The following is a 25,399-nucleotide window of genomic DNA, read 5'->3' on the forward strand; positions in this document are numbered from 1 at the left end:
CATCAGGCTACGCAACGCTTTCGACGTCCCTCACATGCCGGTACCCCTCGTCGCTGCTCTGGTAAGAACGACGGATGTACCTACGTAAGGTCGGTGTAAGCATGCGGTTTTAGGCTCCCGCTAGTACGACAATCGTGATGGCATGGCCGAAGAAATTAAGGCATTGACGGGGTGCGGGCTGAAGTTGTGAGAATCCGGCGCTTGGCAGAAGAAATATCCGACTTCGAAATTTCGAGTCGGGTTAACGCATTGGCCGATGAGATTGAGCGGGGCGCGCAGGAATTCGTCTACGCATATCACTATGATTGAACATCTCTAGGAACGGGCAGTCCGATGCTGGAGCATCTAGCAGTGCACGCTTCGGTACAGTCCAGGATAATACTGACCAATTGAGAGTGAACGTTTACTGCACCTGGCCATTCTAGTCGCTCTCGGGGTCATTTACATTTGGGACGCCAATTACAACCGCGGCGCCCTTACGGACGGAGCGAGAAGCATGCTGCGAGATATCGATAGCAGTATCCGATGATGGCGCTCGCAAAGAGGTTTTGGGATGACGACCGTTCCTTGTTCGCGAGCGATGGTATGCAATTCATGAATTTGAGCATCAAAGGGTAGAGAAGCTAAACCAAGAATCCGAAATCGGTGGTTGAATTAGGCGGGCTGTTGCTGTGCCGCACCCATTCAAAATTCCATAACGCTCGCCTGCGAAACGCTCAACCACGATACACGCCATTCATCACCGAGCTTTACGGCGGCCCCAACTGGGCGCAAAGCGAACCAGCTCGGTCTTACTAGGTCCGTGGCAGCCAAATCAGGTATGGTAAGTGAGGTTGGTCTGTCTAGTTGGCCATTGACGAGTGGAAAAATGGTCAAACGACTTAATGTATCGCGCACAATGAGAGATTGGTCGTTGTTCGAAAAATTAATCGACTTAAGGAATTGAGTGTCTTCGACGGTAGTCGAGCCGTTGGTCGATTTCTCCCGAGGAACCGAGGGCAATTGCATCCTGCTCGCTTTGCTGTTGTCAACACGAGAGCGAACAAGGATGTCCAATTGATTCGGTTGAGTGCCGCCACGAATCACCGAGATCAGATCGGAAAAATCGGAATAGGTCGGCCAGATGGATCCCGGGTTGTCCAAGTCAATAGTAGGTTGAGGTTTAAGAGAATCGCTGCTCGGTTCATAACGGAGGTCCGCAAAGTGCATTTTTCCTCTGTCGAACGTGGTGATCCGTATGAAGCCACCGGCGATTTCGACGAAGGGCGTGACCTGGACATCGTTGATTTTGATAAGTTCGTCGATATTAAATACCCTCTTGCTGCCGCTCGACCACACCGTGAATTGGCCGTCCTTGTAAGCAACCGGTGCGTCCAGGCCTGCAACGAATCCAACGCTCGGCCAAGAATTGCTAAGCTCAGTTTTCGGAGGCTTTTCCGGCGTTCCCACAGTACCCACCAACACTTGCTGGTGAGCTTCTCCAACTTCAGCGAGCAGTACCGTGGCGCCTCTTAGGATAGAAAGATGCAAACCATCCTTGCTCAAGCCGAAGGCATCGGCTGACAGCATATCGCGCGGTGCTTGCACCAAGACATCTTCTAACCTCTTACGCGTTTCGTTAAATGGTAGCAATCTTCTAGCGATACCATCGGATTGCTTCCAGTTTGCCAGCAATAAGAGCAATCTTATGCGTGCGTCGAGAAGTGGCTCACGTTCCGTGTATGCATTTATGGTGTTGGCAGCCTGTCTTCGCATGTAGACCCATTGCGCGCCCCCAAGAACGACCCCAGACAGGAGCGCGAACATTATCGTCACGCAAATAATTAAGACATGTCTATAGCGCTTACGCGCTTCTAGGAGTCGTTCCCGAGATTCCTTCCAACGAAACAGCGAGGCCGCAAGCGCATCATGACCCAAGCTAAAATTCTCAGTGGCTTGGAGGCCTTGAACCTCCTCCGAATTGATGGACACCTGTAGTAGGCTCGTGGAGCTAGGAGGTGTCGGATGGAAGCACGTCAACGCCGGTCGTTTACGGACGACTACAAGCGGCAAGCGGTCGATCTGGTGGCGTCGAGCGGCCGCTCGATCGGATCGGTGGCCAAGGAGCTTGGCCTGCGCGATTCCGTACCCCGGCGCTGGGTGGAGCAGCGTGGGGCCGGGCTGGAGCCGACGGCGGCGGCGCGGCGCCCCACAACGCAGGCGACGCTGCCGTCGGCGGACCACGCGGCGGAGATCGCTCGTTTGCAGCGAGAGAACGAGCGGCTGCGCATGGAGCGCGACATTTTAAAAAAGTCGATCGCGATCTTTGCTGGGACGCGGACATGAGATTCCGCTTCATCGAAGATCGCCGCGCTGACTACCCGGTGACGATCCTGTGCGAGGTACTCGGAGTCTCGCCGGCCGGTTATTATGCCTGGCGCGCGCGCCCGGAGAGCCGGCGATCCATAGCCAATCGTGCGCTCATCGACGACATCGAACGGGTCCACCGCGAGGCGTGCGGACGCTATGGCAGCCCGCGCATCCATGCCGAGCTGAGGGCCCAGGGCCGCGGGGCGAGCCGCGGTCGCATCGAGCGACTGATGCGCCGTCACGGGATCAGGGCCATCATGGCGCGGCCACGGCGGGTGGGCACCACCGACGGCCGTCACGACTTCCCGATCGCCCCGAACCTGCTCGAGCGGAACTTCAGCGCCGCCGCGCTGAACCAGATCTGGCTCGCCGACATCACTTATGTCGAGACTGTTCAGGGCTGGCTCTATCTGGCCACCGTCATGGACCTGTACAGCCGCAAGATCGTCGGCTGGGCGATGGCGGATCATTTGCGCGCCGACCTGCCATTGGCGGCTTTGCGGATGGCAATCTCAGCGCAGCGGCCTAGTGCCGGCCTGATCCACCATTCCGATCGGGGCGTTCAATATGCCTCGGCGGAGTATCGCAAAATGGTGCAGTCCGCCGGCTTCAAGGCTTCGATGAGCCGTAAAGGCGACTGCTATGACAACGCCCCGATGGAGAGCTTCTTTCACACCCTCAAGATCGAGCTCGTCCATCACCGGCAGTATGCAACACGGGAGCAAGCCAGACGTGATATCTTCGCTTACATTGAAGGCTTCTACAATCGAACGCGGCGTCACTCGGCCATCGGATATATCAGCCCGATCGAGATGGAGCTAAAAGCAGCTTAACCTTGTCCATTTTTTCGGGGGAAGATCAAAGCGATGACCCTGCGGCGGCACGCCCTGGAAAGTGCCCGCCATGTTGCGAGCGGACGCCATGATCTTGCTCACCCGTCGTTTAGGGCTGCAGTCGACAGGCCGTCGTGGTCGAATGTGGCCCGGTCGTGCCTCAGGCATGAAAATGACGCGCCGGCCGCTATCACAAGCTTGTTTTTGCAGGGCTTAGCTGTCTCGCCGGTCCAGCTTCGGAGGGCAGCGGTCTATCGCGTCAAGGCAAAGCTCTGCTGCAATCGTCGGGAGACGTCCGAGTCTGGGGCCGAAACGGTATTTAATCCAGCCAGCGCGGCAGGGTGTTGATTTCTGCGGTCTCTCCTTTTGACGGATGGTTAGGTTCCAACACTGAGCGCCGATCGCTGCTTGCGCAGATAGGCGATCACTGAGAGTGCGGTGATCCGACCGGTCTTGGGATTGTCCGAAGGAATGTTTTCGATTGACATCGAGAAGCTGGCTGAATCGGCGTCTACCTCGACGCGATGGATATTGCGAGATAGGGTCGGGTCGGCCCAAATTTCCAGCCGGGTGCGGTCCGGCCCAATTCCGGCCAGCGAGAGCGCGACGGCAACGTTGAGATTGGCAGGAAAGCCCTTTGCCGCTTCACGCGCGGTGCCGTCGAAGATCCTCAAGGGTTCGGTGATGTTTTCGATGTCGATGCCGTGTTCGACGATATAGGGCGCGCCAGAGAGGCCCTTCACCGGTTTCCGGGTGACCATCCGCACTGACCGGATGTTGCCCTCCGAAGCGGCTGTCACGGCATCGAGCCCTATCAACGCGCCCGTCGGCACCACGATTTGGCCGCTGTTCGCTTTCGCTATCTGGATCAAATCGCAATGTTCGAGTAGCGCGCCGGAGCTGAGCACGATCGCGGTTTTGCCTTTGCTGACGAACGGCGCAACAATGGAGCGCAGCAGGGCTGCTGGAGCGCACTCGATCACGATGTCAGCGACCTCCCAGAGACCCTCGATATGCAATACAGGCGGCACGCGGGACAAGGTTGCAAGGAAGGCGCGGTGTTTCGCGGGATGGTTCGCCGACACCGCCGTCAATATTATTCCGTCGATCCCGCGATCGAGGGCCTCGACGACAGCACGCCCGATTGCGCCCAAGCCGACCACCGCCACGCGCAATTCTACCCCTCGTCTGGACATCGCCGCCCCCGTTCAGATATCGAACACATGCTCGATATAAACACGGCGGCAATCCATCTCATACTCGAGATTGACAACTGGCGGGCGATCGAAATGCCAGGTCAAACCGTTGCGGAACACGCCGCGCCTGCCCAGCTCGCTTTCCAGAAAACTGTAGATATCCTGCACGGTGTAGAGCTGCACTGCGGTGGTCTGGCTCCAATTGCCGGAGAACGCGCTCATCCTGCGTTCCATCTCAGCCAGCACCCACTTGGCCTTCTCCAGCATGCCGGCCGGACTGGTATCGCCGAACCGGACGATATGGTCGTGGTAGTTCGCTTTGCCCTCGACCGATTCGCCGCTGCCGGAGACCACAAAGGAAGCTGGCGCATTCTCGGCTACAGTGGTGAAGGTAAAGGCATGGAATCCGGGTTCCGTTGGTGGATCGAGTTTCGGACACACGTTACTGCGCGCCACGGGATTGATGCCGTCCTTCATCACGCCCCATTCGATCAGGGTCTTGATGTAGATTTCGTTAAAGGCCTTGAAACCATCTTCGGTGAATGGCGCCGGAGAGCGTAATTCACAGGCGGCGAACGAGGTCAGCGGTCGGCCCGCCTGCTTGATGATCTCGGCGATTTTCGCAAATCCCTGCTTCAGCGGCACCATCCTTAAGAACCGCACGCGCTGCAGCGCAAAGCCCGGCAGCGCGCCGACGCCGCAGGAATACTGGCTAACCCCGGGCATGAAGCGATAGCCGCCGTCGGGTGCTTCTACGGTCTCGATCATGTTGTCTCCTTGCACACAGTGAAAAGCGATTTCGGCTGATGGCGACGCTCACTCTTCGAGCACGCCGAGATAGGCGTCGCGAATGATCGGATCGGCCAGCAGTTCCGCACCTTGTCCGGTGCGCACGATGCGGCCCATATCCATGATGTAGGCGGAATGGCAGAGATCGAGCGCGGTGGTGACGTCCTGCTCGACCAGCAGGATCGACATCCCCTCGGTATTGAGTGCACGCAGTGCCGCGACCAACTGCTCGACCAGCAGCGGTGACAGGCCAAGCGACAATTCGTCGATCATCAAGAGTTGCGGCGCGCTCATCAGGCCGCGGCCGATCGCACACATCTGTTGTTCGCCGCCGGACAAGGTCGCGGCGGCCTGGTCGCGGCGCTCACGCAGTTTCGGAAAGGTAGTGTAGACCCGGTCAAGGTCGCGTGTCAGCTTGGCGCGCGCTACCTTGCGGGAGTAGGCGCCCATCAGGAGATTATCCTCGACGCTCATGGCGCCAAACAGCCGGCGGCCCTCCGGCACATGCACGATGCCGTGGCTCAGGATTTGCGCCGCGGAGGCAGTCGCGAGATCCTCGCTGTTGGAGCGATAGCTGCCGGACTGCATCGGGATAAGCCCGGACAGCGCTCGCATCAGCGTTGTTTTGCCGGCCCCGTTGGATCCGATCAGCGCGGTGATCTCACCGGAGCGCACCGCCATGTCGATGCCCCACAGCACCTGGATCTCACCGTAGCCGGCGCACAGGCCATTCAGTTCCAGAAGCAGGGGATCAGCCACGGGCGGCATTCCGTTGCGCGTATTGCTGGCCGAGATAGGCATCGACCACGGCCGGATTCTTGATCACGTCGCGTGGCTCGCCGTCGGCGATCAGCGACCCGTTGTGCAAAACGGCGATACGGGTGCAGACGTTGAGCACCACCTTCATCAGGTGCTCGATCATCACGATGGTGATCCCACTCGCCGCGAGCTGATGAATCAGCTTCGTGGCACGCTCGACCTCGGCGCTGTTGAGGCCGGCATTGACCTCGTCGAGGAACAGCAGCTTTGGCTTCATCGCCAGCGCTTTCGCAAGCTCCAGCCGCTTGCGCATCGCCAGCGTCAATGTTGCGGCGGATTGATCGGCCTGGGCATCGAGGCCGACGTAGGAAAGGTGCGCGCGGGCTTCTTCACGGGCGGATTTTAGGCTTTCCCCATGCTGCGAGAACAGGGCGGCTGCCGCGACATTGTCGAGTGCGCTTAACTCGGCGAACGGCTGCACGATCTGGAACGTGCGTGACAGCCCGAGCCGCGCGCCCTGATATGTCTTAATCCGGGTGATGTCGCGTCCGTCGAAGGTGACGACGCCGGAACTGGCCGGCGTCACGCCGCAGATGGTATTGACCAGGGTCGTCTTGCCGGCGCCGTTCGGCCCGATCAAGCCGAGCACTTCGCCTTTGCTCACCGACAGCGTGACCTCGCGCAGCGCCTGCAAGCCGCTGAAGTGGCGCGAAACGCGGCTGAGGTGAAGAATCTCAGACATGTTTGGCTCTCCGCCAGAACATGCCGGCGCGCAGCGACATCAGCCCATGCGGCAGGAACAATAGCAGCATGATGATCAGCGCGCCGAGCACGCCCGAGTGGACCTGGATATAGTTGCGCCAGACCACCTCCTCGAGCCCGAGATAGACGAAGGCGCCGCAGACTACGCCGAGCGGCGATCCCAAACCGCCCATCAGCGCCATCACGATCGGTTTCACCGAATACAGAATGTCGAACACGTCGGATGGATCGATGTAATGCACCCAGGCCGCGTAGATGCCGCCAGCAGCACCGACGAAACACGCCGAAAGACCGAACGCGGCACTTTTGTAGAGCGTGGCGTTGAGGCCGATCATGTTGGAGGCTGTCTCGTTCTGTCGGATGCAGTTCAGTCCAAAGCCGAGCTTGGAGCTTGAGACGACGATCACCGCCACCGCGGTCAGCAGTAGCAATCCCCACATTGCGAAGAAAAAAAAGGTCGCATCGGCAAGAATACCGGAGCCGGAAGCCAGCGGAATGTTCAGCCCCATACCACCGCCAGTCAGATCCGTGGCATTGTTGACCAGTTCGCGGAAGACCTCGACCAGCGACAGGCTGGCAATCGCGAAATAATGGCCGCGTAGCCGCAGCAGCACCGCGCCGAGCGCGGAGGCGAGCACGAGGCTGAGCAGCATCGACGTGATCACCGCGAGCGAGAACGGTGTGCCCATATTGATCAGGATGGCGGTGGCGTAGGAGCCCAGGCCGAAGAACGCCGCGGTCGCGAACGAGGGATAGCCGGCAAAACCGCCGACGATATTCCAGGACAGCGCGAAGATCGCATACATGCAGGCGATGGTGCCGACGCGTAGTGCATAGGCGCCGCCGAACAGCGGCAACGCTGCGACGCAGCCGATCAGAACCAGCAAGGCGATATTGGTCCGGGTCATTCGAAACCCTTTCGGCCGAGCAGCCCTTGCGGTCGCACCACCAGAAAGATGATCAGCAGCACAAACGACAGCGTGGTCGCGTGCGCCGGCCCAAACAGCGTCGAGCCCACGCCCTCCACCAGCGCCAGCAGCAATCCGCCGGCCAAAGCGCCGGAGACGCTGCCGAGGCCGCCGAGCACGCAGACCACGAAGGCCTTGCCGAGATAGGCCGAGGAGGTCAGGGGCGAGATCGGGAAGATCAGTGCCATCAGCACTCCGGCACAGCCAGCCAATGCGGCGCCGAGACCAAAGGCGATGGCATAGATCGATTTGACGTCGACGCCCATCAACACCGCCGCGTCGCGATCGAGCCGGACCGCGATGATGGCGCGGCCGACCTTCGATCGCCGCAGCAGCAGATACAGCAGGCCGGTGAGCGCCAGCGCGGATGCCGTGGCGATCAGACGGTCAACCGGGACGACCACGTCGAACAGCGAGACCGATCCCGTCGGCGGGCTTATCGTTAGCTTGCGATAATCCGCCTTGAAATAATAGATCATAGCATTGTTGAGGATCAAATCGAGCCCGAAGGTCAGAGTCAGCGTCACCAGCACCGGGGCGGTGATGACGCGATTGAGCAATAGCCGCTGCAGCAGGTAGCCGAAAGCAAAGAACAACGGTGCCGCGATGACCAATGCATACCATGGTGAGATTCCAGCCCATTGATAGGCGCCGAACGCAAGGTAGGCGCCGAGCACGATGAATGAGCCGTGGATCAGGTTGATGACGTTGAGCACGCCCCAGACCAATGAGAATCCGATCGCGATGCAGGCGTAGAGGCAACCCAGGACCATGGCGTTGATCAGGACCTGGATAGCCAGCATCCGAATGCCTCGCTGGGCGGGAGCCTCAGTTTACGCCGAGCTGGAATTCGCCCTGCTTGATCGCCTCCGGAAACAGCACGACAGGCTTCGCATTCTGGATCTGGAAGACTGGCGGCTCAAGTGAGTTGATCTGGCCGTTGGCGCCGAACTTGACCGGGCCAAAGAACGTCACGACGTCGAGCTTGGCAAGTTCGTCTCGGACCTTATCGCGATCGAGCGAACCGGCTTTCTCGATCGCCATCTGAAACAGTGCCCCGCACAGTGCTGCCGAGGCCTGGCCGTAGTCCGGCTCGCTGTTGTATTTGGCCTTGAACAGCTTTACGAAGTTCGAGGTCTTCCCGAATATATCCTTGCCGTCATATTGTTCGGCGGGATGCCACCATGCCGCACTGGTAATATTCTCAGTGCTTGCGCCAGCGGATTCGATGAATTCCTGATAGGCCGGGCCTGCGATCATTGTAACCACGTCGGCCTTCATCTGCTGGTCGACCATCTGCTTGCGGATCAACAGCAGGTCGTTGGTGTAGCCGGTCACAAATATCCATTGCGGCGCCAGCGACTTGATCTGCGACAGTGTCGCGGAATGGTCGAAGGTGCCGATGGCATATTTTTCGAAATAGGCGACCTCGATGCCATTCGCCTTGGCTGACTTTTCCATTTCCTGGGCGATCGCGAGCGGGAACAGGTCATTGCGCGCGAGAATTGCCACCTTCTTCACACCGGACGCCTTGGCTTTAATGATTTGGGTCAGTGGCGTGGTGAGGGTGTCATTTGGCGTGAAGGTGCCGAACAGATATTTGTAACCTTGGTCATAGACCTGCGCCGACGAGGCCGTGGCTGCCAGCGTCGGGATCTTATATTTCTCGGATACCGTGCTGCCCGCTTTCGCGGCACCAGAGCCGAACGGACTAAACATGAAGTTGACGTTGTCCTGGGTTATCATCTGCTCAGTCGCCTGCACCGCGCGTGGCGTATTCGACTGATAATCAACGTAGACGATCTCGACCTTGTATTTCTTGTTTCCGACAGCGACACCGCCGGCTTTGTTGGCCTCCTCGGCCCAGAGGTCGTAGCCTTGCTGTTGCTTCGTCGCCTCCGGCGCCAGAGGTCCGGTAATCGGCAAGGGTGCGCCAAAGCGAATGACGTCGTCAGCGAGAGCGAGTGACGAGGCGCTGGTCAGGCTGACCACCGCCAGCAGCAACGAGCCTGTGACGTAAGCGAAGCGGGCGAGCCAGGGATGAACCATCGAGATCTCCATCTAGGGGCTACGACTTTAGCCGGTCGAAGCATTGCAAATCAGCCGTTCGAATAAAAGCATTGAAATTAGAAGCAAGCGCTCTAAAAATTAGACCGCTGGACAGTGCCAGCCCATTTCATGGGCAGAGCGTTCAAGGGGAGTTTGATGATCGAATCCACCGCCGTTCGATATTTTCGTGTTGTCACCGAATGCGGTTCGATCAAACTGGCGGCTGCTTCGCTCCGGATCGCTCCCAGCGCAATTAGTCGCCAAGTTCAGGGACTTGAGGAGGAGCTTTCGGTCAAACTGTTCGAGCGTGGCGCGCGCGGGATGAATCTCACCGACGCGGGCCACGTCCTCTATCGATACTCAATCGAGAACCGCAACCTGCTCGACGGACTGCGCACCAAAGTCGAAGAATTCGACTCGGTGCGCCGGGGCCAGGTTAAGATTGCGACTGTTGAAGGCCTCGTCGCGAGTTTTTTGTCAGATTTCGTGGTCGATCTCCATCAAGAACATCCGGGCATCTCTGTCTCAGTCACGGTAGTTGGATCGCGCGACGTCGCGGAGATGGTGAGCTAGAATGAGGTTGATCTCGGATTCGTGTTCGGCCGGGCCCCACGGCGTGACCTGATCGAACTGGGTCGGATGCGGCAGTCGCTCTGTCTCATCGTTGCGCCATGCCATCCAATGGCTGGCAGGGAGTCGTGCACCGTCAAGGATCTTGCTGGTCTGCGCGTGGTGGTGCCGGACGCCTCCTTCGGAATCCGACAGGAGATCGACAAAGCCTTCGCACAGGCCAATGTCCGCCTGGAAATCTGCAGCGAAACCAATTCGCTGGCTTTCGCGCAGAGCATTGTCGCTCGAACTGAGCTGGCGACTTTCCTGCCCATGGTATCGGCGATGCCCTCGATCATTGCCGGGAAGCTGCAAGCGATTCCGCTGCGCGACAAGCGGTTGGAAGCGACGCAAGTGACGCTCGTTCAACTCGCCGCGCGCAGCACGTCACCTTCAACCAGACTAGTCGCCGACCGACTCATCCAGAAGATGGGAAAATCGGAGAACTAGGCACGATCAATCAGAGCCGTCGCGACGAAGGTAGGCTCGACGCAGTTTTAATCCTTTGGCTGCTGCGCAACATTGTCGTTGGGCGCACGGTATTCTGTCGGGGCCGACCACCGCACTTGCCGTCAGTCCAGCGATTCGGCAAGCTCATCTGGTTATCGCCGCCGCGTGAAGAAACGGAATGATGCCCATGATCACTGCCATTGTCCTTTACAATCTACCGGACACGATCGGCCTTGAGGAATGCCGCGCTCATTTTATCAGCATCGCGCCGGACTTCCTGAAAGCGCCGGGATTCGTCCGAAAGCAATTCATCTGCCAGAAGGACGGCAGCGTCGCCGGCGGTGTCTATATGTGGGAAAGCCAGGTCGCAGCCGAGGCGTTCTACAATGGCCCTTGGCGTGATGGGATTCTCGCGCGCTACGGAAACGATCCGACGATCCAGTATTTCGAAACCGTCGCACTCACTGACAAGGCCACCGGCATCGCAGGGGCGCTCGACTGAGCGAACGGTCTGCAGGGAACGCTGTCAAACGTGGCCCAGCTGTGCCTGAGACGCGAAATTACATGCCGTTCACTACAAAACGTTGAGTTTTAAAGGGAGTATGCGGGTAACCGGTCCAGCTTCGGAGGGCAGGTGGTCTGTTCGATGGCAAGGCGCGGCGCCCCGGCCACGGCGTCGCGCTCGACATGGTTCACCTTGTGGATAGGCCTGAAAGGCAGAAAGGCACCTACGAGCGAACTGCACCTGAAGTCTTTACCCATCCCCGCAACCCATTGACATCGCAACAAAAGTGACCGCCCTCCGAGCGCACTGTAAACCCACGTCGAGCGTTGAAATCGCTCAGCGCTAAGCGCAAAACGAGAATGTGAAAGAAGCCACGCTTTCTGTCAGGACTGATGTTCGTGCGATCACGTACGGAACGCTTGACACTTCTTGCCCGTGTTCTCATTATGTTCTATCGGCGAGTCACGGGCGAACGGTCGGGATGGCAACGACAGCCACCATCCTCCATGCGGACCTGGATGCTTTCTATGCCTCGGTAGAGCAGCTGATTGACCCTTCGTTGCGCGGCAAACCCATCGCCGTCGGGAGTGGGGTTGTGCTTGCCGCTTCTTACGAGGCCAAGGCCTTCGGGGTCCGCGGCGGCATGCCGGGACGGCAAGCGCGCGAGCTCTGTCCGCAACTCACTTTTGTCAGCGGGCATTTCAAGGAATACCAACGGCTGGGCGACGCCGCCATTAAGGTGATCGGCGACTTCACGCCGCTCGTCGAGCGGATTTCCATCGACGAGGCCTTTGCCGATGTTGCGGGCTGCACCCATCTCTTCGGTCCGCCTGACGAAATTGCGAGGGCGATCCGCCAACGCGTGCGGGCGGAGCTAGGCCTTCCGATCTCGGTCGGTGTAGCGCGCACCAAGCATCTGGCAAAAATTGCCTCGCAAGTGGCCAAGCCCGACGGGCTGGTGGTTGTCGATCCTGACACTGAGCTGCAATTTCTTCACCATCTGCCTGTCGAACTGATGTGGGGAGTGGGCTCGGTCACGAAGGCGCGGCTGGCCGAGATCGGCGTGCTGACTATCGGACAGCTGGCAAAGATACCAGGATGGTCGCTAGAGCGGTTGCTAGGTTCGGCGGCAGGAGAGAAACTCGCAGCGCTAGCGTGGAATCGCGATCCCCGAGAAATCAACACTCACCGACGAGCCCAATCCGCAGGAGCGCAGTCGGCGATTGGCAGGAAGCCTGCCGAAGAACGAGTTTTTCGACCGACCCTGTTTCACCTTGCAGACCGAATCGGCACCCGGCTCCGGGCCAAGTCCAGGCCAGGCCGAACCGTGACGGTCCGCGTTCGCTTCGCCAATCTGAACTCAGTCACTCGCTCGGTAACGCTCGACGCGCCAATCTCCGCGACCGTGATCCTCGCCGAGCTTGCCGAGGAGTTGGTACGTGCAGTCCTCGCAGAACACGCCAACGAGAAGACCATCTCGCTTCTGGCTATCTCTGTGTCGCATCTCGAGGAGCACTGGGATCTGGAGCTGGAACTTCCGCTTGGACTCCAAGACGAACCGCGCCGCCCCGGCAGCAAAATAGGCATGGCACGTTGGACGGCCGACCGTGCCATCGATAAGATCCGCGATCGCTTCGGATGGGATGCTATTGGATACGGTTCGGTGGCGCTGGGCATCCCTCGTTCGGTTCCCGACGAGTTTCGAGAACTCGCCGAAAAGGATCTGTGAACGTCCACCTGTCACGGAACATACATCGGCAAAATCTGGGCCAGCGAGCGCGACGTGCGTCCTAGATGCTTAGGCCTGCAACGAGCGCCGTTCTGCCTGAGAACGCCGCAACGAAATCGCAACGAATTGGGTGAAACGACCGTGAACAAAACGTGACGGAATGATCTGCTATGACAAGAAAAATCAACAACTTAGAAGATGTTCACTGCGTTCGGGACGCAGGGGTCGCAGGTTCGAATCCTGCCACTCCGACCATGATTTCATTAGGCTTTTTGCCTTTTTTCCCGAGCATGTTCAAGGTCAACCACCGATTCAACCACCGAAACCCGGTGTTTGGAAGTAATGGCATTTGCCGCGCCGTTGAGGAAGTCCGGTTGATGGTGGCCATAGGTTCCCAGCAGCATCTCGGCTGACATGCCCAAAAAGCCCGCGGCCTCCCACACGGGTACGCCGCGCTGCATGAGCCAGGTCGCCGCCGTATGGCGATGCGGCGTCACCTTGCCACTCCCCAGCGTCGCATGTGTTCGCAGCGTTCCGGTTCCAATTGAGGGAACCCCGCGACTCTCTAGACAGGAAAAACGGCGCAGACTTGTTCGGCCGTTCGAATAGCTTGACGGGTGTCATTATCATAATTATGATGATCATAATAAGGAACATCTAAGGTGAGCAATGGCGCGCCGCCGCGGTCCAATCACCGCAGATCGCCCGGTTCAGGTCGTCACCTGGAGCGGAGGCGCACCGATCCGGCGCGTTCCGATTGCGCTGGCCCGCCGCTTCGTACAAATCTGCCTCGCCGTGGCCGCGGAGACCCTGGAAGGCGAGAACTTGACGCCGCTGCAGTTCGCTGTCCTTGCCAATCTCAACGACGAAGCGGACGTCGATCAAAACAGCCTCGCAGCCCGCCTCGGCGTCGATCGCAACAGCGCAAGCGTTCTGGTCGAGCAACTTGAAAAGCGAGGTCTGATCGATCGCCGGATCAACGGCGCCGACCGGCGTGCCCGCTTATTGCGGCTGACCCGGATCGGAAACGAACTGCACGAGCGGCTGCGCCCTGCGATGCGAGCCGGTCAGCGCCGGATCCTCGCACCATTGGCGCCTAACGAGCGCGAGCGCTTCCTCGATCAGCTCGTCCAGATCATCAAGGCGAATGAATCCTACGCCCGACCAGGCGCGGCGCGTCGGAAGCGCGGCGCGACGATTTCAGCCGCGGAGATGCCATCCAGCAACGCGTGAGGATGCTCCAGCGGATGCAGCAGGAGGACGCGATGACAACGACACTTGAAGGCACCGAGCTGACCCGGGTTGGTCCCGCGGCCACGATGGGCGAGTTGATGCGGCAATATTGGATTCCGGCCTGCTTGTCCTCGGAACTCGCGCGCGACGGCGCGCCGCTTCGCCTGATGTTGCTCGGAGAGAAGCTGATCGCGTTCCGCGACAGCGCAGGGCGCGTTGGCGTGATGGATCACCGCTGTCCGCACCGCTGCGCCTCCCTGTTCCTCGGACGTAACGAGGAGCATGGCTTGCGCTGCGTCTATCATGGCTGGAAGTTCGACACCGAGGGCAACTGCGTCGATATGCCGAGCGTGCCACCGTCACAGGATTTCAAGCAGAAGGTGAGAGCGAAGGCCTACAGGGTGATCGAACGCGCCGGGCTGGTGTGGGCCTATATGGGCGCGCAGGCGAAGGCGCCGCCGATGCCGGCGCTGGAAACGCTACTGGTGCCCGAAGCCGAGATCGGCGTGACGTGCATCCAGCGCGACTGCAATTATTTGCAGGCGCTCGAAGGCGACATCGATACCTCGCATTTCGGCTTCCTGCATGCCGGCCACATCGACCCCGACGAGCTGCCCGAGGATCACCCGATCCGCCACGCGGTCACGAACCGCGCGCCCGAGTACCATGTCGCCGACAGCCCGTGGGGAACGCAGTACGCCGCCTATCGTCCCGCCGGGCCGGGCCGCGTCTATTGGCGTTTCGCGAACTTTCTATTCCCATTTTGGACCCAGCAGCCGCAGGGCGAATTTGGAAGGCTGGTCCATGCGCGGGCCTGGGTGCCGCTCGATGACCACCACACGATGTTCTATTATCTGTGGTGGAAGCACGGCTCGGCCTTGCCGGCGCAGCCGCGCCCGCTGTTCAAGGGCCTCAAGCCGCTCGGCGGCGCGCGGCCCGATCTCGAATTTCTGCCCGACACCACCGACTGGCTTGGCCGCTGGCGGCTCGCAGCCAACGAGAGCAACGACTGGCGCATCGACCGCGACGCCCAGCGGACCAACGCGATCTACAGCGGCATTGACAACATCCATCTGCAGGACCAGGCGGTCACCGAAAGCATGGGCGCGATCACCCAGCACGACTTCGAGCATCTTGCACCCTCGGACCAGATGGTCACGCGTACGCGCCGCCGCCTGCTGCTCGCGGCGCGCGCGCTGCGCGAAAGCGGCGCCATGCCGCCCGGCGTCGAGGACGCAGACGTGTTTCGGGGTGCGCGCAGCGGCTATTTCACCAGCGAAGACCAGAGCCCCTGGCAGGAAATCTATGCCAAAGAGCTCGCCGCCGCGGTGCGCCCGCAGGTGCCGCGTCAGGCCGCTTAAGTACTCGGGCGACAGGAGGTCGCTATGAAGCTTCCGCGCCGTCGCTTTCTGCAGTGGGCAGGAGCTGCTGCCGCACTTTCGACGCACTCGAAAAGTGCAAACGCGCAAATCTTTCCGGCGCGGCCGATCACGATTGTCGTTCCGTTCGCGGCGGGCGGGCCGATTGACGCGCTGGTGCGGGTCACGGCGGAATCGATGCGGGGAACGCTCGGCCAACCACTCATCATCGAAAATGTAAGTGGTGCGGCCGGCAACATCGGCGTCGGCCGGGTCGCCCGCGCGGCGCCCGACGGCTACACACTCGTCACCGGATTCTGGGGCACGCATGTTGTGAATGGCGCGATCTACGCGCTGCCCTATGACGTCGTGAATGATTTCGAACCCATCCTTTTGATGTCGCGAAACGCGCAAATTATCGTCGCCCGGAAAACCATGCCGGCAAATGACCTCAAGCGTCTCATCGACTGGTTGAAGGCCAATCCGGACGTGGCGGCGGCCGGGACCTCGGGCGCGGGCAGCCCGCAGCATGTCTTTGGCGTGTTTTTCCAACATGCCACCGGCACGCATTTCCGGTTCGTGCCCTACCGGGGCGCTGCTCCGACGATGCAGGACTTGGTAAGCGGACAGATCGACCTGGTGTTCGCCGACCAGACCACCTCCCTGCCGCAGGTTCGCACCGGCAATATCAAGGCCTATGCGGTAACAGGCAACAGCCCCTTGGCGGCAGCCCCGGACATTCCAACGGTGGACGAGGCCGGATTACCCGGGTTCTACTGTTCTGTCTGGAGTGCGCTGTTTGCCCCCAAGGGCACACCGAAGGATATCATCGCCAAGCTCAACGCCGCCGCCGTGGGTGCGCTCGCCGGAACTGCGGTACGCGAGCGGCTGGCCGAGCTCGGACAGCAGATCGTGCCGCGCGAAGAGCAAACACCCGAGGCGCTCGCCGCCCTGCAACGGGCCGAGATCGAAAAATGGTGGCCGATCATCAGGGCGGCCGGCATCAGGGCCGATTAAGCGCGCTCGCTGCGACGAACGGCCGCGCGCCCGACGCCGCGTCGCGTGCGGAAACGGCTGTCTTTGGCATTCCCGAGTTTCGTACGGAATGGCGCACTCGACACGATTTGAACGTCTGACCTTTGCCTTCGTAGGGCAACACCAAGCGACCGCCTGAAATAGCAATTTGAGATGGCTGAGGTCTTGCTCATCAGGATTTGGTTTCAGGTCCGAGGCCTGCGTAGCCAATCAAGAATCGAGATTGGACATATGTCGTGGCTGATCCATCTTTTGAATAGGAGCCATTGAGCCGCATTTCTACGCCAACTTCCTCAGGGTGATGGGCCTCGACGGTAAAAATCTTCCAGACCTGAGCGACCGCACGGCATGGTCCGCGATGCGCGAACGTTTTTGCGCAAATCTTCGCGATGCGGACGCGGGATGAATGGGTGGCGGTTGCCGCGGGGCGCGACGCCTGCCTTGCGCCGGTATTAACGATCGACGAGGCGCCCGAGCACCCGCAGATGCGCGCTCGTGACGTCTATGCCAATTTCGATGGCTTTCGGCATCCGAGTCCGGCGCCGCCTCGACCGACATCCCTGGAAACCCAGCGGCTTTCCACGGATCTGCGCCACGCTGTATCAGCCAGATCGCATCCGTGTGCCTTAAAGTGTGCGGCGTAACGTTGCCCGCTTCGGTTGACAGCTTGCGGTCCAAACCAGATTGAGGAGAGCCCGCTTGATGTAAATCGCCTCGGGATGAGCGTGATAGATTGTCGGTGCATCGGCGACGTCGATGTCTTCAATGCCGCGGACGCGACGGGGGCGGTACTTTCGAGGTAATATACTTCACGAGGCGTCTTCGGCGGCTTTCGCTCAGCCTCGCTCGCAAAGAATCCTGTGGCAACCTCGCTGTCTCCGTCGCGGACGGTCCAGATCCGATCGCGGTGAACTGGCTGGCATTCGTTGTGATGAAGCTCGCGAAAGCTGCCGCTCGTGAGGACCAACGAATCGGCCTAAATACGCTGCGTTATGATCTGTTGGGTCAGACTGGCCGGTTTCGACCCTTGCCGTCACATCGGCTATGATTAGGCCCAGCCGCCATCGACGATGTAGTTCTGATTGGTGCAGGCGCCGCTGTCGTCGGCCGCGAAGAAGAGGACGACGCGGGCGATTTCGTCCGGCATGAGCTTGCGCTTTAGGCATTGGCGCTGCATGAGTTCGGCCTCACCCTCGGGCGTCAACCAAAGATCGTGCTGCCGCTGGGTCATGATCCATCCGGGCAGGATGGAATTGACCCGCACGTTGTTCGGCCCAAGATCGCGGGCGAGCGCACGGGTTAGGCCCTGAACCGCGGACTTGGCGGTGGTGTAGCAGGGCATGTTGCCCTGACCGATCACCCAGCTCACCGAACCCATGTTGACGATCGAACCGCCCCCTGCCTGGATCATGTCCGGCGCAACCGCCTGGGCACTAAAGAACTGATGCTTCAGGTTGATGGCGATCCGCTCGTCCCAGTATTCCGGCGTGACGTCCTCGATCGCGTGACGGTCGTCGCGGGCCGCGTTATTGACCAGGATGGTGATCGGCCCGAACGCCTCGCGGACGCCGGCGATCGCGCGTCTCAAGGCGCCGATGTCGCGCAGATCGGCGTGCTCGAAGTGCACGCTGGCATGCGCCGGCTGGCTGGCCAGTAACTGCTTTGAGGCCTTCAGATCGATGTCGAGGAAACCGACCCGCGAGCCTTGGCCGACGAACTGGCGAACGATGGCTTCGCCGATGCCGGAACCACCGCCGGTCACCAATACAGTCCGGTCCTTGAGGCTTGGATAGATGGCGCCCTGCATTGGCATTCTCTCAGTTTGTGCCTGAACGGCGTTGGTTGCGATGCTGCGGCTCAAACAAAAGCCGCCGCTCTCGGTGTTCACTCGGTCGCTTCCATCTGGTTTCGGTCCACGACCCGCAGCGTCCGCCGCACCATGCCGTCGACAATGGCCGCCGACTCGCTTGGACGCAGATAGATCGCCGTGGACTTGAGCAGCCATGGCAACACCGCTTGCTCGAGCCGCGCCTCATAGGCGCGCCGCATCATGTCAAATGCCATCAGGCCGGGGCCCGCCAGGATTACATGGTGTGGGCGCAGCACCGAGATCGTTGCGGCAACAGCCTCTGCAAGCGCGCGGCCTGCCTGCTGGAACAGGTGCTCGAGGCGGGGATCGCCGCGCAGTGCGCGCTCGCGCAGCAGAGCCATCTGCGCCTCGGACGGCTGCTGCGAGTCGGCCGGCGGCAGGTCGAGAAAGGTGCGGGCGTCGCGGTAGAGCGCGTAGTCGGCAAGATAGGCCTCGATGCAGCCGCGCTGGCCGCAGCGGCATTGCGGACCATCCGGCGCCAACTTGACATGGCCGATCTCGCTGCCCGCGCCCCAGCGCGCTTCACCGTCGACGACGACGCCCATCCCGATGCCGTGACCGACCATGATCGTGGCTGAGAGGCCCTGCGCCAATGCCGGTTCAGCGGCTGTGAGGGCGAGTGCAACTGCGACGGCGTCGTTCGCTATCACGACCTCGACCCCGAACGCCTGACGCGTCGGCGTCGCCAGATCGACGTCGGTGATCGACAGCGCCGGACTCCACAGCGTCCAGCCGGTGTCGGCGTTCACGATGCCTTGCAGCGCAATCCCGATTCCCAACAGCTGACGGCGCGGCGTCGCCGTCGCATCGAGCATCGCATTGATCTGAGCGATCACGAGATCGCACAGCGCGCCTGCATCGAGAGCGCGCGTCGGGAGCGCAAGTCGCGACTGCGCCAAGCCGGAGCCCCTGAAATCCGCGATCAGCGTCTCAATCAGGTTCATGCGTACAGAGACTGCGATGATGCGCCCAAACTCCGGGTTCAGGGTCAGCAGCACGGCCGGTCGGCCACGGCGACGGCTATTCAACCCGTCCGCATCCTCTTCGTCGGTATCGTCGGACCACGAGGTTGCCGCGGTCTCGGTCTCGCACAGCAGCTCGTCCGCTATCAGTCTCGACGTCAGGCCCGAAATGGCGGGGAAGCTTAGCCCTGTACTGCGGGCAAGCTCCACGCGCGGCAACGGCCCCTGACGTCGTAGGACTTCGACGAGGCGGCCGCGGTTTGATCCGCGGGCCATGTTCGAGACACGTCTGGGCGGCTCAGCCTGGTCAATCATGTTGCCTCTTTAATTTTATGAGTGAAATTAATAGACGCATGTGACGGTAGTGTGATCGAAAAAGCACAGTCGAAGACCGTTTGTGGTGGGCCATATTTACTATCATTGTACCTTGTGTACTATCTAGGCTTGAAAAAGGGGTAAGTACATCCTGAATCGGATGCGACATTTCTTCGCTACATAAATAAAATAACGGCGCAAAAGCGCTGTGAAGCCCACATGCGGGCTGACCAAGGGAGGTATACATGAACGGATCAATGAAGAAATTGATGGTGCCGCTGCTCGCGACCGCCGCTGCGCTCGCGATGGCCACGGGGATGGCGCAGGCCCAGCAGAAAAAGACCATCGCGCTGGTGACCAACGTCGCGGCCGACTTCTGGACCATCGCAGGTCGCGGGCTTGAGAAGGCGCAGAAGGAGCACGCGGAATACAATATCGAATTGATCGTCACCAACGAAGGAACGGCGGCGGGCCAGCGGCGCGAGCTGGACGACCTGCTGGTGCGCGGCATCGCCGGCATCTCCATCTCCGTAGACGATGCGCCGCACGCAACCGAAGAGCTCAACAAGGTTGCGGCCAAGACTGTGTTGATCACCACCGATAGCGACGCGCCGCAGAGCAATCGTCTCGCCTATATCGGCACCGACAACGTCGCGGCCGGGCGGCAAGCAGGCGAGGAGATCAAGAAGGCGCTGCCGAACGGTGGCAAGATCGCACTGTTCGTCGGCACGATGGACGCGGACAATGCCCGCGAGCGGGTGCAGGGTATCAAGGAAGCGATCGCCGGCACCAAGGTCGAACTGGTTGACGTGTTCACCGACCAGGTGGACTTCGCCAAGGCCAAGGCGAATATGGAGAACGTGCTCGTCAAATATCCCGACATTGCGCTGTTGTCCGGCCTTTGGAGCTACGAGACCCCGCTGATCTATGACGCGGTCAAGGCGGCGGGCAAGGCCGGCAAGGTGAAGATCGTCGGCTTCGACGAGGACCAGCGCACGCTGCGGGGCGTTTCCGACGGCACGATCGAGTCTACGGTCGTGCAGCAGCCATACGAGTTCGGCTATCTCTCCGCCACCAACATCATCAAGACGCTGAACGGCGACAAGTCCTGGATCCCCGCGGGCGGCAAGCTGATCGTGCCGACCAAGGTGATCAGCAAGGCCAACGTCGCGGACTTCACCGCAAATCTGAAGGACCTGCTGAAGAAGTGACTTTCAGCGCCTTTCGACGCCCGGCTGCCACAGCCGCCGGGCGTCGTGCGGGAGGAAGCGAATGGCGGAAATCCTGTTCGAACTCGCCGGGATCAGCAAATCTTATCCCGGGGTCATGGCTCTCGACGATGTCAGCTTGCGCGTTTACCGCGGCCAGGTGTTGGGCCTGATCGGTGAGAACGGCGCCGGCAAGTCGACGCTGATGCGCGTGCTGGGCGGCGTGATCGCGCCGAGCCAGGGCGTGATCCGCATCGGCGGCAACGATCAAGCCCGGATGACGGTGAACGAGGCGACGCAGGCCGGCATCGCCTTCGTGCATCAGGAACTGAATCTGTTCGAGAATCTCGATGTCGCCGCGAACGTCTTCATCGGACGCGAGAAGCTTGTCGGCGGCCCGCTGAAGCTGGTGAACAACACTGAGATGCGCGCCCGCGTGACGCCGCTGCTGGAGCGGCTGGGCGCCGATTTCACCCCGGACACGCTGGTCGACAATTTGTCCATCGCCGAGCGTCAGATGGTGGAGATCGCCAAGGCGCTCTCGATCGACGCCCGCGTGATCATCATGGACGAGCCGACCTCCAGCCTGACAATTTCGGAGACTGAACGGCTGCTGGAGGTGATTGCCGATCTGAAGGCGCACGGCATCGCAGTGATCTATATCTCGCACCGGCTCGGCGAGATCATGACCTGCGCTGACCGCGTCGTGGTGCTGCGCGACGGGCGCACAGTTGGGGAGCTGGCGCGGGACGAGTTAAGCCATGCCGCAATGATCCGGCTGATGATCGGCCGCGACCTGAAAGCGCTGCATACACCGCCGAAACGGCCGCCGCAGCCGGGCGGCTGCGACATCATCGGCCTCGTGACCACCGCCTTTCCCGACCGGCAGGTTGATCTTTCCGTGGGGCATGGCGAGATCCTCGGCCTGGCGGGGCTCGTGGGCGCTGGCCGCACCTCTCTTGCCCGCGCGGCCTTCGGCATTGACCCGCTGCTGGGTGGCGAGATCAGGATCGACAACGCACCGGTCGATGTTGCGTCGCCGCGGGACGCGATCAGGCAAGGCATCTATCTGGTGCCGGAGGACCGCAAGAAATCCGGGCTCGTGCTGGAGCTGCCGATCCGGGAGAACGTGACGCTGGCGAGCCTGCTCAATCATGCGCGGATGTGGCTGGTCAGCGGGGCGGCCGAGCGCAAGGTCGCGAAAGAGCAGGTGAGGCGCCTCTCCATAAAGGCGCCGAGTATCGATATGGAGGCCGTGACGCTCTCCGGCGGCAACCAGCAGAAAGTCGTGCTGGGCAAGTGGCTTTCCATGCAGCCGCGCGTGATGTTCTTCGACGAGCCGACCCGCGGCATCGATGTCGGTGCCAAGGGCGAGATCTACGCGCTGATGCGCGAACTCGCCGACCAGGGCGTCGCGATCGTGATGATCTCCTCGGACATGGAGGAGGTCATCGGCGTTTCCGACCGGGTGGCGGTGATGCATGAAGGGAGCGTCAGCGGCGTGCTCGAGCGCCCGCAGTTCAGCGAATACAACGTGTTGCGGCTAGCAATGGGCCAGGCGCTGGAAACCGTGGAAGCGGCTGCGCCATGATCAAAAAAGAACTCGGCCTGGGGTTGCTGCTGGTGGTGATCTCCGCCATCACGGGCGCGATCAATCCGGCCTTCCTGTCGCTGGTGAACCTGCTGAACATGGCCAATCTGATCGGCCTCTTCGGTGTGTTTGCGCTTGGCGAGGGGCTTGTGATCATCACCGGCGGCATCGACCTTTCGCTCGGCTCGATGTTCGCGCTGCTCGGCGTCGTATTCGTCGACCTTCTGACGACCTATGAGATTCCTTGGCCCTTCGCGCTGCTGGCCGTGCTGCTGGGCGGGCTGGCGCTGGGCGGCATCCAGGGTTCCCTGATCACCCGGCTGAAAATGCAGCCGTTCATCGTGACGCTGTGCGGGTTGCTGATCTATCGCGGCGCCGCCCGTTACTATACGACCGATTCGACACGCGGCTTCGGCTACGGCGACGAGGCCGGGACACTGAGCAACATCGCCTCGGGCAATGTCGCGGGCATCCCGAACACCTTCATCCTCCTGATCATCCTTGCGCTGATCCTCGGCGTGCTGCTGCACCGTTCGGTCTACGGGCGCTGGCTTTATGCCGTCGGCAAAAACGAGGAAGCGGCGCGCTTCTCCGGCATCAGCACAAATTTCGTGATCGCGACCGCCTATATCATCAGCGGCGGGCTCGCCGGAGTTTCAACGGTCTTGTTCGTGTTCTACACGAACTCGGTCTCTCCGAGCTCCTTCGGCAATTTCTACGAGCTCTACGCGATCGCGGCTGCCGTCCTGGGCGGGTGCAGCCTGCGCGGCGGCGAGGGCTCTATTCTCGGTATCGTACTGGGGACCGCGCTGCTGCAGGTGCTCCAGAACCTCGTCAATATCCTGGGCATCCCCAATTCCCTGAACTTCGCGGTGATGGGGACGGTCATTCTGATCGGCGTGTTGGCGGATCATCAATTGCAGGCCCGTCGGCGGCGCAAAGTGGCGCTGGCCGGCCTCGCCCGCACGGCGCCGAGACCAACACTTGTGCAAGGACAGCAGGGCGCATCATCGCGCGGCGCGGACGCGTTGCCGGCGAGAACGGGCGATCAGGCATGACAGATCCAGGCTCCAGTTGACACGAGGCCGCTTCGTCGGCGGCTGCTGGGGAGGGAGCACGTTCCAGGCTCAAGGGCTTTGGGCAGGGACGTGAGGCAGAAATACACAAAGCCTGAGACGGCGGGAGGAAGAGAAAAATGTTGCGCAGATTTGTGAACACCGCACGTGCGTGCGGTGTGGGGATTGCTTTGTCATCGCTGTTGAGCGGTGCAGTACATGCGGCCGATTTTTCAACGAAAGCTCCTCCTCTTCCTTATGCGACGGCCGACGATTTCTGGACGAGACCGTATCTGTTCGGCGATCTCGGCAGGACGAAGCTGAAGGAGCAGGGCATCGATCTGGGCCTGACGCTGGGTGACGAAGCCGTCGGCAACGTAACGGGTGGAAGCAAGAACACCGCAGCCAACGCCGGTCAGTTGTGGTTTGGCGCGAAGTTCGATCTGGCGAAGCTTGCCGGCATCCAAGGCGGCACGGTCGGCCTCACGCTGGTCGACCGCTTCGGCAAAAATCTGAATACCGAAGCGGACATTCCCGCCTTGCAGCTGACCAACGAAGTGTTCGGCCGCGGCAATATTCTGCGCCTGACACAGCTCTACTACTCGCAGAAGCTTTTCGATGACCGCCTCGAACTCAAGGGCGGCCGTCTTCCCGTCGGCTCCGACTTCTTCTTCGGTCTGTGCGAGTTCATTAACCTGACCTTCTGCGGCGGCCAGCCCGGCAACATCCAGGGCGGGTACATCTATAACTGGCCGGTGAGCCAGTGGGCCGGTGTCGTCCACTACAAACTGGCCCCGGAATTCACGGTGTCGGTCGGCGTCTACGACGCCAATCCGAATTATCTGACGACTTCGGAGTCCAGCACCTACTTCTTGCCGGGCGTCCCCGCCTCAAGCCCCGCCAGTGGCGTGATGGTGCCGGTGGAGTTGGTCTGGACGCCGAAGGCTCCCTTGAACGGGACCTGGAGACTTGGCGGCTGGTACGACAGCGCGTCGACCATTGATGGTGGCCTTCCGGGTATCATCTCCACCATCCCGGGCATCGGTGGCGTCCCGGATCAAAATCTCGGGGATCAACGCGGCCGCTACGGCATTTATGAGTCGATCCTTCAGCGGTTGACCGTTGACGGTCCCGACGCGCAGGGTTGGTATACCTTCCTCAATTCGACCTTCGCCGATCACCGGACTTCGTACCAGGACTACCAGATCGCCCTCGGCTTCAGGCATACCGGAACGTTTTCCTGGCGCCCCAAGGACGAGGTTGGCTTCGCGGTGGGCACAACCCACGTGAATTCGGCCGCCCTCAGCCCCAATGCCGGCGGCAACGAAGTTCCGATCGAAGCCTGGTACGGATGGCAGGCGACCGGCTGGCTGAACCTCAAGTTCGACGCACAGTATGTGATCAATCCTGGCGGGCGCGGGTATAATGGCGCCGGCGTGAAGACCGACAATGCCGTGGTTCTTGGTCTGCGCACCGAGGTCCACTTCTGATGGTAACCTGTCCAGGTCAAAAACGTTGAGCGATTCTGGCGCGAAAGGTGTGTGCATGCCCGTATACGGGCATGCCGAGAAGTCCCATTAGAGTGCACGCAACATGCATGAACTCCGCTGGAATGTTCGGGCCCTTCAACGCGTTTGCAAGGGGGTACGAGACCTTTGCCTCGGTTGTTCCACTCATGAGAGGACCGCCACGCCAGGCACAATAGCAGGTCGTGATTTCGCCGGAGGCGAGGCGAGCGCGCGGGTTCTATCCCTACGTTTCGCGCCGGTTCTAC

At 60.7% G+C, this 25,399-nt stretch carries 24 protein-coding genes; 13 read left to right on the top strand and 11 right to left on the bottom strand.

The window, feature by feature from the left end; genetic code table 11:
• Nucleotides 1–684: 684 nt before the first annotated feature.
• Entirely contained in the window at nucleotides 685–1,971 is a 1,287-nt protein-coding gene (locus tag B5525_RS20025; protein WP_079567539.1) for a hypothetical protein, read from the bottom strand.
• Between the two features lie 33 nt (nucleotides 1,972–2,004).
• On the opposite strand from B5525_RS20025, the gene B5525_RS20030 reads away from it, so the two are divergent.
• Nucleotides 2,005–3,182, top strand: a protein-coding gene (locus tag B5525_RS20030; protein WP_425305276.1) for an IS3 family transposase whose coding sequence is annotated in 2 segments (ribosomal slippage) — nucleotides 2,005–2,296 and nucleotides 2,296–3,182 — 1,179 coding nt in all. Because the reading frame shifts where the segments join, the coding sequence is not laid out codon by codon here.
• A gap of 377 nt (nucleotides 3,183–3,559) precedes the next feature.
• On the opposite strand, the gene B5525_RS20035 is transcribed toward B5525_RS20030, so the two are convergent.
• Genes B5525_RS20035 through B5525_RS20065 form a run of 7 tightly spaced genes read right to left on the bottom strand, consistent with a single transcriptional unit; the run spans nucleotide 3,560 to nucleotide 9,705 of the window.
• Nucleotides 3,560–4,378 carry an aspartate dehydrogenase gene (locus tag B5525_RS20035; RefSeq protein ID WP_079567540.1) on the bottom strand — a complete coding sequence of 273 codons (819 nt, stop codon included), beginning with the start codon at nucleotides 4,376–4,378 and terminating at the stop codon, nucleotides 3,560–3,562.
• A gap of 12 nt (nucleotides 4,379–4,390) precedes the next feature.
• Nucleotides 4,391–5,146, bottom strand: a complete 756-nt coding sequence (gene cnbZ, locus B5525_RS20040) for a 2-amino-5-chloromuconate deaminase CnbZ (protein WP_079567541.1) — start codon at nucleotides 5,144–5,146, stop codon at nucleotides 4,391–4,393.
• 48 nt (nucleotides 5,147–5,194) lie between these two features.
• The gene (locus B5525_RS20045; RefSeq protein WP_079573586.1) at nucleotides 5,195–5,926 is read right to left on the bottom strand and encodes an ABC transporter ATP-binding protein; all 732 of its coding nucleotides are present in this window, start codon (nucleotides 5,924–5,926) and stop codon (nucleotides 5,195–5,197) included.
• The gene (locus B5525_RS20050; protein ID WP_079567542.1) at nucleotides 5,919–6,668 is read right to left on the bottom strand and encodes an ABC transporter ATP-binding protein; all 750 of its coding nucleotides are present in this window, start codon (nucleotides 6,666–6,668) and stop codon (nucleotides 5,919–5,921) included. The genes B5525_RS20045 and B5525_RS20050 overlap by 8 nt, the downstream gene beginning before the upstream one ends.
• A complete protein-coding gene (locus tag B5525_RS20055; RefSeq protein ID WP_079567543.1) occupies nucleotides 6,661–7,596 on the bottom strand; it encodes a branched-chain amino acid ABC transporter permease in 936 nt (311 codons plus the stop codon). Before B5525_RS20055 ends, B5525_RS20050 begins: the two co-directional genes overlap by 8 nt.
• On the bottom strand, nucleotides 7,593–8,459 hold the full coding sequence (locus tag B5525_RS20060) for a branched-chain amino acid ABC transporter permease (protein ID WP_079567544.1): 867 nt from the start codon (nucleotides 8,457–8,459) through the stop codon (nucleotides 7,593–7,595). The genes B5525_RS20055 and B5525_RS20060 overlap by 4 nt, the downstream gene beginning before the upstream one ends.
• A gap of 25 nt (nucleotides 8,460–8,484) precedes the next feature.
• Nucleotides 8,485–9,705, bottom strand: coding sequence for an amino acid ABC transporter substrate-binding protein (locus tag B5525_RS20065; RefSeq protein WP_079573588.1), 1,221 nt, complete (start codon nucleotides 9,703–9,705; stop codon nucleotides 8,485–8,487).
• 156 nt (nucleotides 9,706–9,861) lie between these two features.
• Between B5525_RS20065 and B5525_RS46415 the strand changes: the two genes are divergently transcribed.
• From B5525_RS46415 to dinB, 4 genes are all read left to right on the top strand, one after another.
• Nucleotides 9,862–10,278 carry a LysR family transcriptional regulator gene (locus tag B5525_RS46415; protein ID WP_244567967.1) on the top strand — a complete coding sequence of 139 codons (417 nt, stop codon included), beginning with the start codon at nucleotides 9,862–9,864 and terminating at the stop codon, nucleotides 10,276–10,278.
• Between the two features lie 21 nt (nucleotides 10,279–10,299).
• On the top strand, nucleotides 10,300–10,764 hold the full coding sequence (locus B5525_RS46420; RefSeq protein ID WP_244567968.1) for a LysR substrate-binding domain-containing protein: 465 nt from the start codon (nucleotides 10,300–10,302) through the stop codon (nucleotides 10,762–10,764).
• Nucleotides 10,765–10,951: 187 nt separating this feature from the next.
• Nucleotides 10,952–11,266, top strand: a complete 315-nt coding sequence (locus B5525_RS20075) for a YdhR family protein (RefSeq protein WP_079567545.1) — start codon at nucleotides 10,952–10,954, stop codon at nucleotides 11,264–11,266.
• Between the two features lie 484 nt (nucleotides 11,267–11,750).
• A complete protein-coding gene (gene dinB / locus B5525_RS20080) occupies nucleotides 11,751–12,998 on the top strand; it encodes a DNA polymerase IV (RefSeq protein WP_079567546.1) in 1,248 nt (415 codons plus the stop codon).
• 263 nt (nucleotides 12,999–13,261) lie between these two features.
• Here the strand turns inward: dinB and B5525_RS20085 are convergent, their stop codons facing one another.
• Entirely contained in the window at nucleotides 13,262–13,495 is a 234-nt protein-coding gene (locus B5525_RS20085) for a hypothetical protein (protein WP_338075295.1), read from the bottom strand.
• 172 nt (nucleotides 13,496–13,667) lie between these two features.
• Between B5525_RS20085 and B5525_RS20090 the strand changes: the two genes are divergently transcribed.
• The 4 genes from B5525_RS20090 to B5525_RS47870 all read left to right on the top strand — a co-directional run bounded on the left by B5525_RS20090 (nucleotide 13,668) and on the right by B5525_RS47870 (nucleotide 17,268).
• Nucleotides 13,668–14,231 carry a MarR family winged helix-turn-helix transcriptional regulator gene (locus tag B5525_RS20090; protein WP_079567547.1) on the top strand — a complete coding sequence of 188 codons (564 nt, stop codon included), beginning with the start codon at nucleotides 13,668–13,670 and terminating at the stop codon, nucleotides 14,229–14,231.
• A gap of 32 nt (nucleotides 14,232–14,263) precedes the next feature.
• Nucleotides 14,264–15,592 carry a Rieske 2Fe-2S domain-containing protein gene (locus tag B5525_RS20095; RefSeq protein ID WP_197687939.1) on the top strand — a complete coding sequence of 443 codons (1,329 nt, stop codon included), beginning with the start codon at nucleotides 14,264–14,266 and terminating at the stop codon, nucleotides 15,590–15,592.
• Nucleotides 15,593–15,787: 195 nt separating this feature from the next.
• Complete coding sequence (locus B5525_RS20100; RefSeq protein WP_244567969.1) at nucleotides 15,788–16,606, top strand: tripartite tricarboxylate transporter substrate-binding protein; 819 nt, start codon at nucleotides 15,788–15,790, stop codon at nucleotides 16,604–16,606.
• Between the two features lie 407 nt (nucleotides 16,607–17,013).
• Nucleotides 17,014–17,268, top strand: a complete 255-nt coding sequence (locus B5525_RS47870) for a hypothetical protein (protein WP_154073330.1) — start codon at nucleotides 17,014–17,016, stop codon at nucleotides 17,266–17,268.
• A gap of 404 nt (nucleotides 17,269–17,672) precedes the next feature.
• On the opposite strand, the gene B5525_RS20110 is transcribed toward B5525_RS47870, so the two are convergent.
• Complete coding sequence (locus B5525_RS20110; protein WP_079567550.1) at nucleotides 17,673–18,431, bottom strand: SDR family NAD(P)-dependent oxidoreductase; 759 nt, start codon at nucleotides 18,429–18,431, stop codon at nucleotides 17,673–17,675.
• Nucleotides 18,432–18,508: 77 nt separating this feature from the next.
• The gene (locus B5525_RS20115) at nucleotides 18,509–19,771 is read right to left on the bottom strand and encodes an ROK family protein (protein ID WP_079567551.1); all 1,263 of its coding nucleotides are present in this window, start codon (nucleotides 19,769–19,771) and stop codon (nucleotides 18,509–18,511) included.
• Nucleotides 19,772–20,016: 245 nt separating this feature from the next.
• Here B5525_RS20115 and B5525_RS20120 point away from each other — a divergent pair, with 245 nt between their 5' ends.
• From B5525_RS20120 to B5525_RS20135, 4 genes are all read left to right on the top strand, one after another.
• Entirely contained in the window at nucleotides 20,017–20,982 is a 966-nt protein-coding gene (locus tag B5525_RS20120) for a sugar-binding protein (protein ID WP_079567552.1), read from the top strand.
• A 61-nt stretch (nucleotides 20,983–21,043) separates the two neighbouring features.
• The gene (locus B5525_RS20125) at nucleotides 21,044–22,570 is read left to right on the top strand and encodes a sugar ABC transporter ATP-binding protein (RefSeq protein ID WP_079567553.1); all 1,527 of its coding nucleotides are present in this window, start codon (nucleotides 21,044–21,046) and stop codon (nucleotides 22,568–22,570) included.
• Nucleotides 22,567–23,628, top strand: a complete 1,062-nt coding sequence (locus B5525_RS20130) for an ABC transporter permease (RefSeq protein WP_079567554.1) — start codon at nucleotides 22,567–22,569, stop codon at nucleotides 23,626–23,628. Before B5525_RS20125 ends, B5525_RS20130 begins: the two co-directional genes overlap by 4 nt.
• A 137-nt stretch (nucleotides 23,629–23,765) precedes the next feature.
• Nucleotides 23,766–25,115, top strand: coding sequence for a carbohydrate porin (locus tag B5525_RS20135; protein ID WP_079567555.1), 1,350 nt, complete (start codon nucleotides 23,766–23,768; stop codon nucleotides 25,113–25,115).
• The last annotated feature ends 284 nt before the right edge of the window (nucleotides 25,116–25,399 follow it).

It is taken from the genome of Bradyrhizobium erythrophlei, from assembly GCF_900129505.1.
Taxonomy (GTDB): Bacteria; Pseudomonadota; Alphaproteobacteria; order Rhizobiales; family Xanthobacteraceae; genus Bradyrhizobium; species Bradyrhizobium erythrophlei_D.

Coding starts and splice junctions, on each gene's coding strand:
- B5525_RS20035 (WP_079567540.1), bottom strand. CDS start 4,378: ATGTCCAGACGAGGGGTAGAATTGCGCGTGGCGGTGGTCGGCTTGGGC.
- cnbZ (WP_079567541.1), bottom strand. CDS start 5,146: ATGATCGAGACCGTAGAAGCACCCGACGGCGGCTATCGCTTCATGCCC.
- B5525_RS20050 (WP_079567542.1), bottom strand. CDS start 6,668: ATGTCTGAGATTCTTCACCTCAGCCGCGTTTCGCGCCACTTCAGCGGC.
- B5525_RS20055 (WP_079567543.1), bottom strand. CDS start 7,596: ATGACCCGGACCAATATCGCCTTGCTGGTTCTGATCGGCTGCGTCGCA.
- B5525_RS20060 (WP_079567544.1), bottom strand. CDS start 8,459: ATGCTGGCTATCCAGGTCCTGATCAACGCCATGGTCCTGGGTTGCCTC.
- B5525_RS20065 (WP_079573588.1), bottom strand. CDS start 9,705: ATGGTTCATCCCTGGCTCGCCCGCTTCGCTTACGTCACAGGCTCGTTG.
- B5525_RS46415 (WP_244567967.1), top strand. CDS start 9,862: ATGATCGAATCCACCGCCGTTCGATATTTTCGTGTTGTCACCGAATGC.
- B5525_RS20075 (WP_079567545.1), top strand. CDS start 10,952: ATGATCACTGCCATTGTCCTTTACAATCTACCGGACACGATCGGCCTT.
- dinB (WP_079567546.1), top strand. CDS start 11,751: ATGGCAACGACAGCCACCATCCTCCATGCGGACCTGGATGCTTTCTAT.
- B5525_RS20090 (WP_079567547.1), top strand. CDS start 13,668: ATGGCGCGCCGCCGCGGTCCAATCACCGCAGATCGCCCGGTTCAGGTC.
- B5525_RS20095 (WP_197687939.1), top strand. CDS start 14,264: ATGACAACGACACTTGAAGGCACCGAGCTGACCCGGGTTGGTCCCGCG.
- B5525_RS20100 (WP_244567969.1), top strand. CDS start 15,788: ATGCGGGGAACGCTCGGCCAACCACTCATCATCGAAAATGTAAGTGGT.
- B5525_RS47870 (WP_154073330.1), top strand. CDS start 17,014: ATGCGGACGCGGGATGAATGGGTGGCGGTTGCCGCGGGGCGCGACGCC.
- B5525_RS20110 (WP_079567550.1), bottom strand. CDS start 18,431: ATGCAGGGCGCCATCTATCCAAGCCTCAAGGACCGGACTGTATTGGTG.
- B5525_RS20115 (WP_079567551.1), bottom strand. CDS start 19,771: ATGATTGACCAGGCTGAGCCGCCCAGACGTGTCTCGAACATGGCCCGC.
- B5525_RS20120 (WP_079567552.1), top strand. CDS start 20,017: ATGAACGGATCAATGAAGAAATTGATGGTGCCGCTGCTCGCGACCGCC.
- B5525_RS20125 (WP_079567553.1), top strand. CDS start 21,044: ATGGCGGAAATCCTGTTCGAACTCGCCGGGATCAGCAAATCTTATCCC.
- B5525_RS20130 (WP_079567554.1), top strand. CDS start 22,567: ATGATCAAAAAAGAACTCGGCCTGGGGTTGCTGCTGGTGGTGATCTCC.
- B5525_RS20135 (WP_079567555.1), top strand. CDS start 23,766: ATGTTGCGCAGATTTGTGAACACCGCACGTGCGTGCGGTGTGGGGATT.